The organism is Anaeromyxobacter sp. PSR-1, assembly GCF_000964525.1.
Lineage (GTDB): Bacteria > Myxococcota > Myxococcia > Myxococcales > Anaeromyxobacteraceae > Anaeromyxobacter.
Window position 1 is genome coordinate 1 of the sequence record NZ_BAZG01000084.1, and the last position, 17,311, is coordinate 17,311.

General features: G+C 75.6%; 15 protein-coding genes, 1 tRNA gene and 1 pseudogene. 7 read left to right on the forward strand and 10 right to left on the reverse strand.

Annotated features, from left to right (window positions below):
* The 3 genes from PSR1_RS13465 to PSR1_RS13475 form a co-directional block, all read right to left on the reverse strand.
* On the reverse strand, nucleotides 1-904 hold a 904-nt coding region (locus PSR1_RS13465), incomplete at its 3' end, for a M48 family metalloprotease (protein ID WP_152643352.1).
* 3 nt (nucleotides 905-907) lie between these two features.
* On the reverse strand, nucleotides 908-1,489 hold the full coding sequence (locus PSR1_RS13470; RefSeq protein ID WP_059438046.1) for a LemA family protein: 582 nt from the start codon (nucleotides 1,487-1,489) through the stop codon (nucleotides 908-910).
* A 135-nt stretch (nucleotides 1,490-1,624) separates the two neighbouring features.
* Entirely contained in the window at nucleotides 1,625-3,058 is a 1,434-nt protein-coding gene (locus PSR1_RS13475) for a hypothetical protein (RefSeq protein WP_059438047.1), read from the reverse strand.
* 348 nt (nucleotides 3,059-3,406) lie between these two features.
* Between PSR1_RS13475 and PSR1_RS13480 the strand changes: the two genes are divergently transcribed.
* Entirely contained in the window at nucleotides 3,407-3,610 is a 204-nt protein-coding gene (locus tag PSR1_RS13480) for a hypothetical protein (protein ID WP_059438048.1), read from the forward strand.
* A 228-nt stretch (nucleotides 3,611-3,838) separates the two neighbouring features.
* Nucleotides 3,839-5,437 carry an NAD(P)/FAD-dependent oxidoreductase gene (locus tag PSR1_RS13485; protein WP_059438049.1) on the forward strand — a complete coding sequence of 533 codons (1,599 nt, stop codon included), beginning with the start codon at nucleotides 3,839-3,841 and terminating at the stop codon, nucleotides 5,435-5,437.
* On the opposite strand, the gene PSR1_RS13490 is transcribed toward PSR1_RS13485, so the two are convergent.
* Nucleotides 5,373-6,119 carry a tetratricopeptide repeat protein gene (locus tag PSR1_RS13490; RefSeq protein ID WP_059438050.1) on the reverse strand — a complete coding sequence of 249 codons (747 nt, stop codon included), beginning with the start codon at nucleotides 6,117-6,119 and terminating at the stop codon, nucleotides 5,373-5,375. The genes PSR1_RS13485 and PSR1_RS13490 overlap by 65 nt on opposite strands.
* Nucleotides 6,120-6,182: 63 nt before the next feature.
* Nucleotides 6,183-7,568: a cystathionine beta-synthase gene (locus PSR1_RS13495; RefSeq protein ID WP_059438051.1), complete on the reverse strand. Its 1,386-nt coding sequence runs from the start codon at nucleotides 7,566-7,568 to the stop codon at nucleotides 6,183-6,185.
* A gap of 212 nt (nucleotides 7,569-7,780) precedes the next feature.
* Between PSR1_RS13495 and PSR1_RS13500 the strand changes: the two genes are divergently transcribed.
* Nucleotides 7,781-8,356: a nuclear transport factor 2 family protein gene (locus tag PSR1_RS13500; RefSeq protein WP_059438052.1), complete on the forward strand. Its 576-nt coding sequence runs from the start codon at nucleotides 7,781-7,783 to the stop codon at nucleotides 8,354-8,356.
* A 54-nt stretch (nucleotides 8,357-8,410) separates the two neighbouring features.
* Here the strand turns inward: PSR1_RS13500 and PSR1_RS13505 are convergent, their stop codons facing one another.
* Nucleotides 8,411-10,804, reverse strand: a complete 2,394-nt coding sequence (locus PSR1_RS13505) for a multicopper oxidase family protein (protein ID WP_059438053.1) — start codon at nucleotides 10,802-10,804, stop codon at nucleotides 8,411-8,413.
* Between the two features lie 384 nt (nucleotides 10,805-11,188).
* Here PSR1_RS13505 and PSR1_RS13510 point away from each other — a divergent pair, with 384 nt between their 5' ends.
* The 3 genes from PSR1_RS13510 (at nucleotide 11,189) to PSR1_RS13520 (ending at nucleotide 13,581) form a co-directional block, all read left to right on the forward strand.
* Nucleotides 11,189-11,614 carry a CBS domain-containing protein gene (locus PSR1_RS13510; RefSeq protein ID WP_059438054.1) on the forward strand — a complete coding sequence of 142 codons (426 nt, stop codon included), beginning with the start codon at nucleotides 11,189-11,191 and terminating at the stop codon, nucleotides 11,612-11,614.
* A gap of 134 nt (nucleotides 11,615-11,748) precedes the next feature.
* Nucleotides 11,749-12,117 carry a GFA family protein gene (locus tag PSR1_RS13515; protein WP_059438055.1) on the forward strand — a complete coding sequence of 123 codons (369 nt, stop codon included), beginning with the start codon at nucleotides 11,749-11,751 and terminating at the stop codon, nucleotides 12,115-12,117.
* A gap of 123 nt (nucleotides 12,118-12,240) precedes the next feature.
* Nucleotides 12,241-13,581 (forward strand): FAD-dependent oxidoreductase, encoded by a 1,341-nt coding sequence (locus PSR1_RS13520; RefSeq protein ID WP_059438056.1) that lies wholly within the window; start codon nucleotides 12,241-12,243, stop codon nucleotides 13,579-13,581.
* A gap of 11 nt (nucleotides 13,582-13,592) precedes the next feature.
* Here PSR1_RS13520 and PSR1_RS13525 read toward each other — a convergent pair.
* Nucleotides 13,593-13,678, reverse strand: a tRNA-Leu gene (locus PSR1_RS13525).
* Nucleotides 13,679-13,862: 184 nt separating this feature from the next.
* On the opposite strand from PSR1_RS13525, the gene PSR1_RS13530 reads away from it, so the two are divergent.
* A complete protein-coding gene (locus PSR1_RS13530; protein ID WP_059438057.1) occupies nucleotides 13,863-14,747 on the forward strand; it encodes a hypothetical protein in 885 nt (294 codons plus the stop codon).
* Here PSR1_RS13530 and PSR1_RS13535 read toward each other — a convergent pair.
* The 3 genes and pseudogenes from PSR1_RS13535 to PSR1_RS13545 all read right to left on the reverse strand — a co-directional run.
* On the reverse strand, nucleotides 14,744-15,766 hold the full coding sequence (locus PSR1_RS13535; protein ID WP_059438058.1) for an L-erythro-3,5-diaminohexanoate dehydrogenase: 1,023 nt from the start codon (nucleotides 15,764-15,766) through the stop codon (nucleotides 14,744-14,746). The two genes, PSR1_RS13530 and PSR1_RS13535, sit on opposite strands and share 4 nt — an antisense overlap.
* A 63-nt stretch (nucleotides 15,767-15,829) precedes the next feature.
* Entirely contained in the window at nucleotides 15,830-16,642 is an 813-nt protein-coding gene (locus PSR1_RS13540; RefSeq protein ID WP_237757948.1) for a hypothetical protein, read from the reverse strand.
* Nucleotides 16,643-16,856: 214 nt separating this feature from the next.
* Nucleotides 16,857-17,311 (reverse strand): annotated as a pseudogene (locus tag PSR1_RS13545) (transcriptional regulator); the annotation flags it as partial.

Genomic DNA, 17,311 nt, shown 5'->3' on the forward strand with positions numbered 1-17,311 from the left:
CCTCCGCGGCGATCTTGCGGAGCGCGCCGGCCAGGCCGTCCGGGTTGCGCGTGAACTGCACGGCCGACGCGTCCGCCAGCCACTCGCGCTGCCGGGCCACCGCGAAGCGGACCAGCCGCCCGCACAGGCTGCCCATGGCGCCCGCGAGGAGCAGCCCGAGGCCGACCAGCGCGATGGCGCCGCGGTTGCGGTCGCGCGAGCGCCGGGGCCCGGAGCCGACGTCGAGGAGCAGCCGCCCGAGCAGCGTCAGGAACCCGAGCCCGCCCACCGCCGCCATCAGCCGCAGGTCGATGCGCGTGTCGGCGTTCAGCACGTGCGACAGCTCGTGCGCCACGACGCCCTGCAGCTCGTCGCGGGTGAGCCGCTCCAGCGCGCCCCGCGTCACCGCCACCACGCTGTGACCGGGCGTGTAGCCGGCCGCGAACGCGTTGATGCCGCCCTCGCCGCGGAGCACGTAGAGCCGCGGCACCGGCATGCCGGCCGCGAGGGCCATCTCCTCGGTCACGTTGACCAGGCGCCGCTCGGCGGGATCCTGCGTGGCGCGGTCCACCGGCGTGCCGCCCAGCAGCTCCGCCACCGCGGCGCCGCCGCCCGAGGAGAGCCGCACCGCGTGCCAGGCGCCGCCCACCCCGGTGATGGCGCCGACGCCGAGCGCGGTGAGCGCGAGCAGGCCCGGCTGGAGGAGCGGCGGGCCGTACACCGCGCCGGACGCGTCCACCGCCCATCCCCCGGTGCCGGCGCCGAGCCCGAGCGCCACCGCGAGCGCGAGGTAGACCACCGCGATCACGGCGGCGAGCGCCACCGCGAACGCGATCACCAGGACCGTGGTGCGCCGGCGGGCGTTCCGCTGGGCGGCGAAGAAGTCCAGCGTGGCCCGCCCGGCGGGCGGGGCCTGGGCGGCCATCGGCTAGAACTGCACCCGCACCGGCTCGCGCTCGGCGGCGACCTGCAGCTCGAACGCGGTCGCGGGCGGGAAGCCGCCGGCGAGCAGCACGCCGGGGAACGTCTCGCGGGCGTTGTTGTAGGCCATCACCGCGTCGTTGTAGGCCTGGCGCGCGAACGCGATCCGGTTCTCGGTGGAGGTCAGCTCCTCCTGCAGCGCCAGCATGTTCTGGTTCGCCTTCAGGTCCGGGTAGGCCTCGGCCACGGCCAGGAAGCGGGTCAGCACGCCGGCGAGGGCGCCCTCCGCGCCGGACAGCGCGGCCATGGCCGCCGGGTCGCCCGGGTTCGCCGCGGCGGCGCGCGCGGCGGCGGCGGCGCCGTTGCGGGCCGCGACCACCGCCTCGAGCGTCTCGCGCTCGTGCTTCAGGTAGCCCTTGGCCGTCTCGACCAGGTTCGGGATGAGGTCGTACCGCCGCTTGAGCTGGACGTCGATCTGGCTGAACGCGTTCTTGTACGCGTTCCGCCGGGTGACGAGCCCGTTGTAGATGCCGACGGCGGCGAGCACCGCCAGCACCACGAGCCCGAGCAGCACGAGCACCACGGACATGGGTTCCCTCCTGGCGCAGCGGACGCACCGCGCGCGAACGGGAGGATGCCACAGCCGGATGGTGGGAGGGGGTAGGACGCGCGCGGCGGCACCGGGACCGGGAAGCCCGGTGCCGCGCGCGCGGCGGCCGCCGGGCTACGGGGCCGCAGGCGGGAGGTAGGTGAAGACGCCGAGGAGGTCCTCGGTGCGCGACACGGCCATGCCGGCGTTGTCGTACGCGGTCACGCGCACCTGGTAGGTGCGGCCCGGCTCGAGCGTCACGCCGGCGTAGGTCGCGGACGTGACCGCGGCGGCGAGGCGGGCCGGGGCCCACACCGGCGTGCCGAGCGAGTCGAACACCACCACGTCGTAGCCGCCGACGGCCGACGGGTAGTCCAGCCAGTCGAAGGTCGGGGTGGCGGAGTCGGTGACCAGCGTCTCGCCGACCGTGCCGGTGGACGGGCTGATCCCGTCCACGGCGAAGCTGACCGCCCCGGTGATCTTGAACGCGCCCGGCGCGCTGGTCATGACGCCGTTCTCGACCCGCACCTCGACCGGCGCGGTGCCGCCGATGCCGGAGACGTCGCGGATGTAGCCGTCGGTCCCGAACGCCGCGAGCACGGTGTACTCGCCGTCCGGCACGCCGGTGACGTGGAAGGTGGTCCCGGTGGCGTTCGTCAGCCGGGCCACCAGCCCCGGGGGCGACTCGCCGCGATCGAGCTCGACGTCGTAGGTGGCGCGGACCACCAGCACCACGGTGGTGTCGAGCGCGGGCGGCTGGTTCTGCCCGGTCGGCTGGATGCTGCCGGTGACCGTGGCGGCGGCGCGGTTCTTCACCACCAGGTTCACCAGCCGGTCCTCGAGGTCGGTGAGCCCCGCCACCGGCGCCGGCTGGTAGTTCACGCCCTGCGTGTAGCCCTGCACCGCCCAGTCGCCGGCGGGCACGTTGAAGATGACGTAGTCGCCGGAGGCGTCCGCGACGCCGGTGCGGACCGTGCCGTCGGCGCGCTCGGCCACGACCAGCGCGCCGGCGGTGGCCTGCGCGGCGTTGCCGTGGATGCGGCCGGTGCCCGCGCCGGTGGTCGGCTCGAGGCCGACGTCGGTGAGCGAGGACGCCACCACCCACTCCGTGGTGCCCGCGGTCACCTCCGTCGCCGCGGAGAGATCGACCGGCACCGCCGAGCGGATGCCGGACGGGAACGTGGCGAACCCGTCGGCGTCGGCGCGCAGCGTCACGTGCCCGGAGACCGGCGCGAGGTTCGCGTCGCGCTCCGCCGGCACCTGCACCGAGTAGGCGCCGGTCGCGTCGGTGGTGGCGGCGGAGCCGACCGGCGCGCCGTTCACGTCGAGCGGGACCACGCGCGCGCCCTCGATCGGCCCGGCGTCCAGGCCGAGCGAGAGGTCGTACACCACGCCGGTGATCACCACCGGCGACGCGCAGCGCGTCCCGACGCCCTGGACCACCTCGCAGACGAGCCCGTCGGCGCAGGCCGCGGGATCCGCCTGGTTGCAGTTCGGGTCCTTCTTGTCCGAGCCGCCGCCACAGCCGGTGGCCGTGGCGATCGCGGCGAGGAGGAGGAGGCGCTTCATCGAGGATGCTCCTTCGTGGAGGGGGAGGGCGTGTCGCCGGAACGCGGGACACGCCGCGCAGTAGACCTCCGCCCGCCGGCGCAGGCCACCTGCGAATCCGGCGACGGCGTGCGTCGTCAGGGTGAGAGGTGGGTGTGCAGAGCACCTCGGTGACGCGCGTCGCCGGCGGCGTGCGGCGGCCCCGCGGTGGGTGGCGCCCGGCCGGCGCACGCCCGCCCCCTGCCGCGGCGCGCCGTGGGGGCGCAAGCGGACGTTCACCGCCGCCGCGGTTGCGGCGGTGAGGCGCGGCGGACATGGGCCCCGGGTCGCCCCGATCCCCGGGGCGGCGAGGAGCGGAAGGAGTTCCCCATGAAGCTGCTGTTCCGCGCCGCCGCGGCGCTCGCGCTGGTCGGCCTCGCGTCGCCGGCGTTCCCGTGCGGCGAGAAGAAGACCACCACGGCCACCGCCACCGAGGCGAAGGCGAAGACCACCGCCGTCGCCAAGGCCGAGAAGAAGGCGCAGCCGAAGACCGCGCAGGCGCCGTCCGAGAAGCCGGTCAAGGCCGCGAACTGAGCCCCGGAGTCCGCTCGCGGTTCGACGGGCTCACCGCGAGCGGATCCCGCGCGACCGCGCGCACGACCTCGCGGTTCGGCTCACCGCGAGCGGACCCGGTCTCCGCTCGCCCCGAGCCTGTCGAGGGGCGGGCGGAGGTCGCCGGGACCGGGCGCCGTCGTCCCGCTCCGCCGGGGCGCGGCGTCCGCTGCGCTTGCGCCCGGCGGCCCGGACGCCTACCACCGCGGGATGGAGCCGTTCGACCTCGTGGTGGTGGGCGGCGGGCACAACGGCCTGGTCGCCGCCGCGTACGCGGCGCGCGCCGGCCAGCGGACGCTGGTGCTGGAGGCGCTCGACCGCCTGGGCGGCGCGAGCGGCGGCGACGAGCCCTGGCCCGGCTTCCGGGTCTCCACCGCCGCGTACGTGGTGAGCCTGTTCCGCCCCGAGATCGTCCGCGAGCTCGACCTCGCCCGCCACGGCTACGCGGTGCTCCCGCGCGATCCCTCCTCCTTCACGCCGCTCCCCGACGGCCGCTCGCTGCTGCTCGGTCCCGACCCGGCGATGAACCAGCGCGAGATCGCGAAGTTCTCCCCGCGCGACGCCGAGCGCTTCCCGCGCTACGAGGCGCTGCTCGACCGGCTCGCCCGCGCCATCGAGCCGTCGCTGCTCGAGCCGCCCCCGGATCCGTTCTCCGGCCGGCCCGGCGACCTGTGGCGGCTGGCGCGCACCGGCTGGCGGCTGCTGCGGCTCGGGAAGGACGGCCCGCGCGCGCTGGAGCTGCTGCTCGGCGCCGCGCGCCCCATCCTCGAGCGCTGGTTCGAGTCGGAGCCGCTCCGCGCCACGCTCGCCACCGACGCGATCATCGGCGCGATGGCGTCGCCCTCCACGCCCGGCACCGCCTACGTGCTGTTCCACCACGTCATGGGCGAGGTGAACGGCGCGCGCGGCGTCTGGGGCTACGTGCGCGGCGGGATGGGCGCGCTCGCGGCGGCGCTGGCCGGCGCGGCGCGCGCGGCGGGGGCGGAGGTCCGCACCGGCGCCCGGGTGGCGCGGGTGCGGGTGCGCGGAGGCCGGGCGGACGGGGTGGTGCTGGCGGACGGGACCGAGATCGCGGCCCGGCGCGTGGCCTCGTCGGTGGACGCGCGCCGGACGCTGCTCGGGATGGTGGGCGCGCAGCACCTCGCGCCGGAGGTGGCCGAGGCGGTCGGCGCCATCGACTACGCGAGCGCCTCGCTCAAGATCAACCTGGCGCTCTCCGAGCTCCCGCGCTTCCCGGCGGCGCCGCACGCCGGCGCGGCGCCCGGCCCGCACCACCGCGGCACGATCCACGTCTCCCCGACGCTCGACCACATCGAGCGCGCGTTCGCCGACGCGGCGGCGGGCCGGCCCTCGGAGGAGCCGGTGCTGGAGTGCACGATCCCGTCGGCGGTGGATCCCGGCGTCGCGCCGCCGGGGCGCCACCTCATGTCGATGTTCGTGCAGTACGCACCCTACCGGCTGGCCGCGGGTACCTGGGACGAGCTCAAGGAGCCGTTCGCGGATCGCTGCGTGGCGCTGCTCGACCGCTACGCGCCCGGCTTCGCCGCCTCGGTGCTGCACCGCGAGGTGCTCTCGCCGCTCGACCTGGAGCGGCGCTTCGGCCTCACCGGCGGGAACATCTTCCAGGGCGCGATGACGCCGGCGCAGCTGCTCTTCCTGCGGCCGTTCCCCGGCGGCGGCGGCTACCGCACGCCGGTGCCGGGCCTGTACCTGTGCGGCGCCGCCACGCACCCCGGCGGCGGCGTCATGGGCGCGTGCGGCCGGAACGCGGCGCGCGAGATCCTGCGGGACGCGCGGCGGGGGCGGTGACGCGCGCGGGCGCCCTCCGCGGCGCCGCGCCGCCGAGCACCGTCCGGGCCTCCGCGGCCAGCTCGGTGGCCTTCGGCTCGCCCTTGCGCGCGGCGGCGAGCAGGAACGGCGCGGCCCGCGCGCGATCCCGCGGCGCGCCCATCCGCCCGAACCAGTAGGCCTGGCCCACCAGGAGCGCCGCGCCGGCGTGGCCGTGCGTGGCGGCGCGCCGGAGCCAGCGCAGCGCGGCCGCGTCGTCGCGCGGCACGCCGGAGGCGCCCTGCCGCAGGCACTGCGCGAGGTCCACCATGGCCCGGACCACCCCGGCCGACGCCGCGCGGCGGAAGAGCCGGATGGCGGCGGCGCGATCCCGCGGCGCGCCCTCGCCGTGCAGCAGCGCGCCGGCCAGGTCGGCGATGGCCTCGGGCTTGCCGCGCCGCGCCGCCTCGGAGAACCAGCGCACCGCGCCCTCGAGGTCCCGCGGGCCGCCGCGGCCGTCGCGGAGCAGCTCGCCCAGCGCGGCCATCGCGTCCGCGAGCCCCGCCTTCGCCGCGGCCTCGTAGGCCCGCCGGGCCGCGGCGTGGTCGCGCGGCGGATCGCGCTCCAGCGAGCGGGCCAGCGAGAGCGCGGCGCGGGCGTCGCCGGCGCGCACGCGGGTGCGCAGCGCGGCGCGGCGTGCCAGCAGCTCGGCGCGCGGGTCCATCGCGCCATGGTGCCACGGGGCCGGGCGGCCCGCGAATCCGCGCCGGCCGGACGGCGGCGAGGCTCAGCGGGCGAGCCGCCGGCGCAGCGCGCCGAGCACGTCCATGCGCGTGACCAGGCCGACGAAGCGGTCGCCGTCCATCACGATGGGCACGAGGCCCGCCGCGAACATGGGCAGCAGGACCTTGAGCGGGGTCGCGGGCGTCACCGTCTCGAGCCGGGTGGCCATGACGTCGCGGACCGGGAGCGAGAGGCGGGACGCGTCGTCCACCGCGGCGAGCAGCAGGTCGGACTCGTCCACGATGCCCACCACCCGCCCGCCCTCGACCACCGGCAGCTGCGAGACGTCGTTCGCCTTCATGCGGTTGAGCGCGACGAGCAGCGGGTCGCCGGGGCCGGTGGTCACCACCGCGCGGTCGGCGAAGCGGCGGGTGACGAGATCGGTGAGGTCGCCCACGGTGGGCCGGTCCGACAGCCCCTGCTCGAGCATCCAGAGGTCGTCGAACATCTTCGACAGGTACTTGTTGCCCGAGTCGCACACGAGCGTGCAGACGCGGAGCGGCCGGTCCGCGGCGCGGCAGTGGCGCAGCGCCGCCGCGAGCAGCGTGCCGGTGGACGAGCCGGCCAGGATGCCCTCGGCGCGGAGCAGCTCCCGCGCCGTCTCCAGGCTCTCGCGATCCGGGATCCGGTACGCCCGGCGGACGCGCGAGAGGTCGGCCACCGGCGGCAGGAAGTCCTCGCCGATGCCCTCCACCAGCCAGCTCCCCGCCCGGCCGATGGTGCCGGTCTCGACGTAGCCGGCGAGCACCGAGCCCTCCGGATCCGCCAGCACCAGCTCGCAGCCGGGCACGGCCGCCGCCAGGTGGCGCGAGAGGCCGGTGAGCGTGCCGCCCGAGCCGACCCCGCACACCATCGCGTCGAGGCGGCCGCCCAGCTGCGCGACGATCTCCGGGCCGGTGCCGGTCTCGTGCGCCGCCGGGTTCGCCGGGTTCGCGAACTGGTTGACGTGAAACGCGCCCTCCTCGCGCGCGATCCGCTCGGCGAGGTCCTGGTAGTACTCCGGGTGGCCCTTGCCCACGTCGGAGCGCGTCATCACCACCTCGGCGCCGAGCGCCTTGAGGTGCAGGATCTTCTCGCGGCTCATCTTGTCGGGGATGACGAGCGTCAGCCGGTAGCCGCGCTGCGCGGCCACCAGCGCGAGGCCGAGCCCGGTGTTGCCCGCGGTGGCCTCCACCAGGTGCCGGCGGTCGCCGCCGAGGCTCCCGTCGCGCTCGGCCGCCGCGATCATCGACAGGCCGATGCGGTCCTTGATGGAGCCGCCCGGGTTCGCGCTCTCCAGCTTCAGGAACAGCTCGCAGGGGCCGGTGTCGAGGTGGCGCACGCGGACCATGGGCGTCGCGCCGATGAGCTCGAGCGTGCCGGCGGCGGGAGGCGGGGCGGCGAGTGGCATGCAGCGGCACATGGTGTCGCGGGGGATCCCCTGTCAAGGCGGGGGCCCGACGGGGAGCGCACGCCGCGCCGGCCTCGGAGCGGCCGGTACGTCGCCGGGACGGCGACCTTCGCGAGGCCGCCCCGCCCGGGCGCGAGGCGGCGCGACGCGGGAGGCGGATGCTTCCGGGTCGCCGCGCGCCGAGCGCGGCGATGGACCATCGAGGAGGAACCATGACCCGGATCGCGCTCCTGCTGACCCTCGCACTCACCGCCGCCGGCGCCGCCGCCCAGGAGAAGGCCCCACCCGCCGCGGATCCCATGTCCGCGTGGAAGCCGCACAAGGTCGCGCGCGAGGCGGCCGACAAGAAGGAGATCCTCGCGGTCATGAAGGCCATGGACGCCGCCGCGGTGAACGGCGACGTCGAGGCCGCGGCGACGCTCGTCCACTTCCCGGTGCTCATGGCGACCGACGACGCGAAGGGGCAGGGGAGCGCCGAGGCGTGGACCCGCGAGCAGTGGCTCGAGGTGATGAAGCCGATGTACGCGAAGCCGATGTCCGACGCGAAGATGGCGCACAACCCGACCATCTTCCTGGTGAGCGACTCGCTCGCGCTGGTGGGCGACACCTGGTCGATGACGATGGGGAAGAAGAAGATGGCCGGCCGCAGCGCCGCGATGCTGGTGCGCGTGGACGGGAGCTGGCGCTTCGCCGCGATGATGGAGAGCGGCTGGGGCGACATGCCGGGCATGGACTCGGCCGCGGGCGGGGGCGCCGCCGGCAAGGAGCCGCCCGCCGGCGGGAGGTGACCGCGGCCGCGGGGCCGGCTCCGGCGGAGCGGGCCGGCCCCGGGCGGCGCGCGCTCAGAAGTCGGTGCCCCTCACGTAGCTCCGGACGGCGCCGGGGATGGGCAGGACGGCGTCCGGCCGCATCATCTCGTTGTCCTCGTGGTCGATGATGTGGCAGTGCCACACGTAGTTGAACGCGCCGCCCTGGCCGCCCGGGTCGAACGGGAACGCGGCGGTCGTGCCGACGTCGGCGCTGGTGGGCGCCCAGCGGACCACGAAGCGCGTCACGGTGCCGGGCGGCACCTGCACCGTGTCCTTCCAGCCGCGCTCCTGCGCGGACGCCGGGACGGGCGCGCTCTTCAGGAAGCGCGCGACGTCCGGGTTCCCGCCCAGCTTGCCGGGCGTGCCCGTGTCGTAGTCGAGCGGCGGCCCGTAGCCGGGGCAGTAGGCGCCGGCGGTGCACACGTTCATGCCGAGCATGAGCGGCTGGCCGGTGGCGGGATCGTTCACCTGCGGGAACGCCGCCGCGTACGCCGCGGAGTACTTGGGCACGTCGAGCGCCTGCCGGTTCATGAGCTGGAACTGCACCAGGTGCAGGTGGATCGGGTGCGAGTCGGCGGTGAGGTTCGCGATCTCCCAGAGCTCCGTCTCGCCCTCGGCCGGCAGCTCGGAGTAGTGGAGGCCGCCGGGCAGCGTCTGCGTGAAGTCACCGCGGTACGCCGCGCCCGACGCCGGATCGTTGCGCGCCGAGGCGCCGCTCCACTTCGAGTTGTTGACGAGGATCTCGAGCGGGCCGCCCGGGTAGGCGGTCGTCACGCCGTCGATCGGGTTCACCGCGTTCACCGGCATCCCCATGACCTCGTTCAGCGTGAGCAGGCGGGTCTTCTGCGCGATCACGCCGGCGCCGAGCGTGCCGGTGCCGAACGCCACGAGCGGCTTCACCGCGCCCGCGCCGCTGCGGATGGTGGGGCTGGCGGCGGGGTCCCACGCGATCCCGCCGGTCCCGCACTGCGCGGGCGCGGGCGGGCAGGCGACCCTGAATTGCATCAGCTGGCCCAGGCCGCCCGCCGGCGTGGCGCCGCCGGGGTACGGCGTCTTGGCGACGTTCTTGAGCACGAGCGCCGTGCCCACCGGCTGGGCGCCGAAGTCGATCACGACCTCGTAGCGCTCGCCGGGCATGATCACGAGGCGCTGCGGCGCGGGCTTCAGGGCGTTCGGGTCGAGCTTCTGCGCCACGTCCACGTAGCCGCCGTCGGTGCCGATGACCCACATCGCCGGCCCGTTGACCTTCGTCTTCGGGTTCGTCAGGAACAGCTCGTAGGTGCGGGCGTTCGAGCCGTTCACGAAGAGGAAGCGGTAGCGCTTCGGCTCGACCTCCAGGTACGGCCAGACCGTCCCGTTCACGAGCAGCGTGTCGCCCACGAACTCCGGGTTCCAGTACGGGTGCTCGGGGTTGAGCGCCCAGAGCACGCCGCCCTTGGTGCCGGCCGTGAAGAACAGCTCGCCCTTCGTGTCGAACATGCGGTCCTGCAGGACGAGCGGGACGATGTCGGTCGGGTCCTCGAGGCCGGCGGGGAGCGGCTGTGCGGGATCGACGAGCACGTACGCGCCCGCCAGGCCGGCGTACACGTTGAGGCGCGTGGCGCCGAGCGTGTGGTCGTGGAACCAGAGCGGGCCGGCCTCCTGCGTGTTGGGGTAGCGGTAGACGGTCTCGTTCGGCGCCGGGTCGAACAGCGGGCTCGCGTACCAGGTCGGCCCCGTCATCATCCCGGTGCTGGTGAACCAGGAGTCCGGGCTGCCGTCGAGCTCGGCGGGGATCTCGCCGCCGTGCAGGTGCGGGGCGGCGGGGATGCCCATCGCGCCGTTCGCGTCGCGGTAGGGATAGGTGCAGACGTCGCGGAGCGCAGGCGGCATGGTGGACATGCACATCTGCATGTTCGCGTCCGCCCAGTGGAGCGTCTGGTCCACGCTGTCCGAGTACGCGAGCACGTGCGTGCCCAGCGGGTTCGAGGCGATCGGATCCGGCGAGGCGGGGAGCGCGTTCACGTAGCGCACCGTGGTCGGGTGGTCCCGCGTCGCCACGATCACCGGGCCGAGGTACGTGTCCTGCGGGAGCGCGCCGGCGGCGGGACAGCCGCCGAGCTTGTAGCCCCACGTCCAGGTCGCGGGACGCTTGCCGGCCGCGAAGGTGCCGGTGGGGAGCACGTTCGACTGGAACTCGCACATGTGCACGGCGAGCGGCGTCGCGCCGTCGTCCACGACGGTCGCGATGCGCGGGTACGCCGACCACAGCGGCTCGCTGCTCGCGGAGAGCACCGGCAGCCGGTCCGTGAACGACGGGATCGCCTTCGGCGGGAGCGGCGTCTGCGGCGTGAGGTAGGTGGTGGGAAGCGGCTGGGCGGCGGCGGACGGTGGCGCGACGGCGGACAGTGCGGCCGACAGCGCCAGGGCGATGCGGATGCGGACCATGGTTTCCCCCTTCGGACATGGCCCGACCGTCCCGCTCGCCTGCGAGGCGAGACGTCGGAGTGCGAGATCGGATGCTTCCCCCTTGCGACCAGCCCCCGCCGACCGCCCGCTCGCGCGCCCGGACCGTGACCGGCCGAGCCACTTCCGCACACCTGCTCACAGACCCGGAGGGAGACCAGATGTCGCAGCGGGGTGGTCCGTTGGGAGGTCGGCCGCTCGCGGGGCGGATGCACGTACAAGCGCTCGGATCCACGGGCCCGGTTCACTGTGCGTGTCGGGTAGGCTCCTGATGGGGGCCGGGAACTTGGCGCCGGGCGGCCGCGTGCCCGGCCATTGCGGTACGCGCCGCCGTCCGCACCCTCATCCACGGGGAGGAGGCCAACGATGCGGGTCGAACAGGCGATGAGCCATGCGACGGGGTGCCGCGAGAGCGACTCGGTGCGGGACTGCGCGGCGCTGATGCGGGACGAGGAGATCGGGTTCGTGCCGGTCTGCAACGACGCGGGCGAGCCGGTGGGCGCGATCACCGATCGCGACCTCGCCATCCGCGTGCTGGCGGAGGGGCGATCGGGCGACGAGCAGGTGTCGAGCTGCATGACGCGCGAGGTGGTGGCCTGCCGGATGGGCGACGACCTGAGGGACGCGGAGCAGCTGATGCGGCAGCGCCAGCTCTCGCGCGTGATGGTGTGCGACGACGACGGCAGGCTTCGCGGCGTGATCAGCCTGGCCGACATCGCCGAGGTGGAGAGCGAGCGGTCCATCGGCGATACGGTCCAGGCGGTGAAGAGCGACCAGCCGTCGATCCACTGAGTGGAGCGGAGGCCCGCGGCGCGGCGGAGCCGTCCACCGGCGGCCGCCGCGCCGCGCGGCGCACGGACGCGGCGCGCGCGCACGCCCCGATTCGGCGCACGCTGCCCGGCCGGCGCGCTGGTATCAGGTCGCGCATGCCAGAAACCCAGACCTACACCGGCGGCTGCCACTGCGGCGCCGTCCGCTACCAGGTGGACCTGAAGCTCGACGGCGCCGTCTCCTGCAACTGCTCCATCTGCTCGAAGTCGGGCACGCTCCTCGCGTTCGCGCCGGCCGCGAGCTTCCGGCTCGAGCGCGGCGAGGACGCCGTGACCGACTACCAGTTCGGCAAGCGGCGCATCCACCACCTGTTCTGCCGTCACTGCGGCGTCCGCTCGTTCTCGCGCGGCGCCATGCCCGACGGCACGCCCATGGTCGCGGTGAACGTCCGCTGCCTCGAGGGCGTGGACCCGGCCGCGGTGCCGGTGCACGCGCACGACGGCCGGAGCATCCCGATCGACTGAGCCGCGGCGGGCGCGACCGCCGGTCGCCGGGCGATCCGCCGCCGAGGCCGCGCGTCGCAGGGCCTCCCCGGCGGCGTCCCCTATGATGCGTGACGGGTCCACCGGAAGAGGAGCGCCCGGCGCATGCGTGTCGCGATCGTCGGCTCCGGCCCTGCCGGCTTCTACGCCGCCGAGGCCCTGCTGAAGCGGACCGGCACGGCCGTGGACGTGGATATGTTCGACCGCCTCCCCACGCCCTTCGGGCTGGTGCGAGGCGGAGTCGCCCCCGACCACCAGAAGGTGAAGGCGGTCACGCGCGTCTTCGCGACCACGGCGGCGCGCCCGACGTTCCGGTTCCTGGGCAACGTGCGGCTCGGCCGCGACGTCACGGTGGACGACCTGCGCCGGCACTACCACCAGATCGTCTACGCGACCGGCAACGAGGCCGACCGGCGGCTCGGGATCCCGGGCGAGGGCATCGAGCGCTGCACGCCGGCGACGGTCTTCGTCGGCTGGTACAACGGCCACCCCGACTATCGCCACGCGAGGTTCGACCTGTCGGTCCGTCGCGCGGCGGTGGTGGGCAACGGCAACGTCGCGGTCGACGTCGCCCGCATCCTGCTGCGCACGCGCGCCGAGCTCGAGCGGACGGACATCGCGGCCCATGCGCTCGAGGTCCTGCGCGAGAGCCAGGTGCGCGAGGTGTACCTGCTCGGGCGGAGGGGCCCTGCGCAGGCGGCGTTCTCGCCGGCCGAGCTCAGGGAGCTCGGCACGCTGGAGGCGGCGGACCCCGTCGTGGACCCCGCCGATCTCGCCGGGCTGGGCGATCGCGCGGCCGGCGGGAACGTGGAGCTCCTCCGCTCCTTCGCCGCGCGGCGGCCGCGCCCGGATGCGAGGAAGCTTCACCTGCGCTTCCTCGTGTCGCCGACTGAGGTGCTCCCGGACGCGGCGGGCGCGGTCGCGGGGCTGAGGCTGGAGAGGAACCGCCTGGAGACGAGACCGGACGGCACCGTCGCGGCACGCGGCACCGGCGAGACCGAGGTGCTCGAGGTCGGCCTGGTGCTGCCGGCGGTCGGCTACGCCGCGGAGCGCATCGAGGGCGTGCCCTTCGACGAGAAGGCGCGGGTCATCGCCAACGAGGACGGGCGCGTGGTCGATCCCGTCCTTCGCAAGCCGCTCCCCGGCGAGTACGTCGTCGGGTGGGCGCGCAGCGGGCCGCAGGGGCTGATCGGCGAGCACCGGCGCGCGTCGGCCCACGTGGTCGCGCACATGGTCGCCGACGCCGCCGGGCTCGAGGCCCGCGCGCTGCCCCCGCGCCACGCCATCGACGACGTGCTGCGCGCGCGAGGGGTCCGGCCGGTCTCTTTCGTGGACTGGGCGCGGCTCGACGAGGTGGAGGTCGCGCGCGGAGCCCGGCGGGGCGCGCCGCGGGACAAGCTCGTGGACGTCGCGGCGATGCTGGCGATCCTGGGCGAGGGGGCGTGAGCCTCGCGAGGTAGGGCCGCCCGGACTCGAACCGGGACGCCGCTTCCGCGGCCGGGGATTTTAAGTCCCCCGCGTCTGCCAGTTTCGCCACGGCCCCGTGACGACGGCCGCGCGCCGCGCGGCGGCGGGATGATACCGCGGGCGGGCTACCGCGCCAGCGGACCCGTGCTCGGGGCGGCGGCGGATGGCCGCGGCCGGAGCGGGGGACCACGGCAGCCCGGACGCGGGGTCCAGCCGCGCGGCGTACGCTCATCCTGCCGGGGGGAGAGGAGGGGGCGCATATGACGTTCCGCTCCATGGGGGTGATCCGGAGCGCGGCCGCTGCCGTCCTGCTGACGGTCGCCGCGTGCTCGGGAGGCGGCGACGATCACGACGGCGGCGGACCCATCATCAACGCCGAGAACGCGATCGACGTCGCGGGGCTCGCGGTGAACGCGCTCGACACGGCGCCCAGCCTGGGCGAGCTGCTGGCGGACATCGTGGTCGGCCGGATCGCGAACGAGCCATTCCCGCCCTGCATCACGGTGACGGTCACGCCGGGCCTCCCGGTCGCGGCCGGGCACGTGTTCGCGATCGCGTTCAACGACTGCGTGGACGAGAAGGGCCTGATGCGCGGCGCGGCGACGGCCACCGTGGCCGGGGTCACGGGGGATCCCGCGGGCGCCGCCTACACGCTCGACCTGCACGTCTCGGCGCTCGACTTCACCATGTCCGAGACGACGGTGACCGCGCACGTCACGGGCGCGCTCCGCTGCGAGCGCGAGGCGTCTGCCGGGATCGTCTCGCACCACGCCGAGGCCGAGCCGGGCACCCCGCTCGTCCTGGCGTTGACCGCCGGCGGCGCAACGGCCGAGCTGCGGCTGACGGCGTACTCGGTGCACAGCGAGGCGACGCTCGCCGGCGGCGCGACGCTCACCACCGGCGGCGACACGGCGACGTTCACCATCACCGGGATCGACGGCGCGCTATCCGTGGCGGTCACCGGGAGCATCGCCTGGATCGAGCCGGACCCGCCGGGCACGGGCGAGCTGACGGTCACCGCGGCCGACGGCACCCGCGTCGCGGTGCACCTGGCGAGCGGCGGCGCGGTGAACCTGGCCGTGGACGACGACGCGGACGGGCAGGTGGAGGCGAACGTCCCGACCGTCTGGGACTTCCTCTACTAGCGCGCGTAGCGCTGCTCGAAGAGCGCGCGCAGCCGCGGGTGGCGGCGGAGGAGTTCGAGGGTCAGGTCGGCGTGGCCGGGGGCGTAGCCGTTGCCGACCAGCATGGTGACGTCCTTGCCCACGCCCTCCGCCCCCAGCGCGGCGGCGGTGAAGCTGGTCGCCATCGAGAAGAAGATCACCGTCCCGCCGTCCTTCGCGGCGAGGATGGCCGCCATCTCGGTGCCGGGGACGCTGGCGCAGTTCACCACCAGGTCGAAGCGCCCGCCGGCGCCCTCGGCCGCGGCGAGCACCGCCAGCGGATCGGTGGCGTCCACCCGCAGCCGCGCGTCGGCGACCCCCAGCGCGCCGAGCGCGTCGAGCGCCTGCTCGGATCGATCCGCCAGCACCACCGCGCCGTCGCCGCCCATCGAGGCGCGCGCCTGGACCGCGACGAGCGCCCCGGACTTCCCCGCGCCCAGCACCAGCACGCGCATGCCCGGGCGCACGTGCCGCGCCACCAGCGCGGGCGCGCCGCACACGTCGAGGGCGGCGAGCGCCAGCGTCTCGGGGAGATCGTCCGGCAGCCGCGCCCACAGCCCGGTCGCGAACAGGATCGCCTCGCCCTCGCACTCCACGCGGTCGATCTCCGGCCGCACCGCGCGGACGCGGTCGATGCGGAGCGGGGTGAGCGTCAGCGAGACGAGCGTCGCGAGCCGGTCGCCCGGGCGCAGCGCGGCCGCCGCCGGGTGGCGCGGGCCCACCGTGCGGACGCGGCCGATGAGCATGCCGCCCGAGCCGGTGACCGGGTTGTGCATCTTGCCGCGCGCGCGGACGATGCGGAGCACCTCGTCGCCGATGCGGCCGGGATCACCGCCCACCGCGCCCTCGAGCTGGCGGAAGCTGGCGGCGTCCACGTTGAGCGCCTCCACGGCGATCGACAGCTCGTCCTCCCCGAGCGGCAGCGCCGGGTCGAGGACGTCGGCGCGCTGGGGGAGCACGCCCGCGGGGGAGACGACGCGGCGGAGGCCGTAGGGATCCATGGCGGCGGAGCTTAAGGGGCCGGCCACGGCGCGTCGAGGCCCGCGACGGAGCGCCGGGCGCGGCTAGAAGCCGGTCTTGAACGCCACCAGGCCGCTCGTGGACTCGACGACGTTCCGGCCCCACACCGCGCGCTGGACGCCGGCCAGCAGGCGCATGCCGCCGCTGCCGGCCAGGTTCACGCCCGCGGTCACCGCGACCCGCTGCGCGGTGGTGGCGCTCCGGGTGAGGTCGTAGTTCGCCTCGACGAGCGGCTGCAGCCAGGGCAGCACCGCGTACCCGGCCGCGAGGTTGGCGCAGGTGACCGAGCGGAAGCCGCCGGCGCCGCCGCCCAGCGGCACCGTGAGCGCCAGCTCGGCGTTGCCGGTCACGCGGCCCCAGTCCTTCGAGGCGACGAGCGCGTTGCGGGCGCTCCAGAAGCCCTGCGTCAGCCCCAGCGACCCGGTCGCCGCCTCGTGCCCGATGGGCGCGACGACGGCGGTGGTGAGCATGACGTCGAGCGCACGGCGGGCCGAGGCGAGGAGGCGCCAGCGCGAGGCGACGGTGAGGTCGGTGAGGCCCGAGCCGCGCGTCGCGGCCGACGGATCCGAGCGATCCATCGCGTGCGCGAAGCCGCCCGTGACCTTCAGGTCGAGGTCGCCGGTGACGCCGTAGAGCGCGGTGACCGAGAACGCGTTCACGTGCGCGTGCGCGGCCCGCTCGAAGCGACCGCCGCCGTGGTGCGTCACGGAGGGGAGATAGCCGAGCTCCAGCTCGCGCGTCCCCGCGCCGGCCGGCGTGGCGTCGTCGGTCGCCACCTTGCCGTGATCCGGCGCGGGCGAACGCGGCGCCTCCGGCTCCTGGGCGCGGGCCGCGGAGGCGAGGAGGAGGGCTGTCACTGCGGCCGCGAGGTGCGGGACGGCCATGCTGCGAACCTGGGCTCTGGCTGGGCTGGCGGACGGCGGCTGGCCCGTGAGCGATGAAGTTGAGAATCATTCTCATATTCGGAGCGCCGGCGTCAAGGGCGCTGACGCGCTTGATCCGGATCAATTCCGCTGGGGCCCAGCGTTTTCCGGGCCGCGGGCGACGGCGGCGCGTGAGCGCGCGCCGCGACTACGCGTCCGCGTCCACCCGCACCAGCGCGTCGAGCGCCTTCAGGTCGTCCGGCACCACGCCGCCGAGCCGCGCCTCGAGGCGCACGCAGCGCGCGGCGTCGTAGCGCTGGCCGCCGGCGAGGAACGCGGCCCGCGCCTGCGCCAGCGCCGCGCGCGCGTCGCCGGTGCGCCCCTGCCCCGCGAGCACCCGCGCGCGCGCCAGCCGCGCCACCGCCGCGAGGCCCCGGCCCCCGCGCTGCCGCGCGATCTCCTCGAGCGAGAGCACCTCGAGGTCGGCGTCGGGGATCCGGCCGCGCGCCAGCGCCACCCGCACCGCCTCCGGCCGGAACGCCGCGTCGCAGGCCAGGCAGTCGCCGTGGCGGGCGGCGGTCTCGCTCGCCTCGTGGAGCGCGTCCTCCGCCGCCGCGGTGAGGCCCGACGCGAGCCGGTGGCGCACCTCGGCGGCGTGGATGC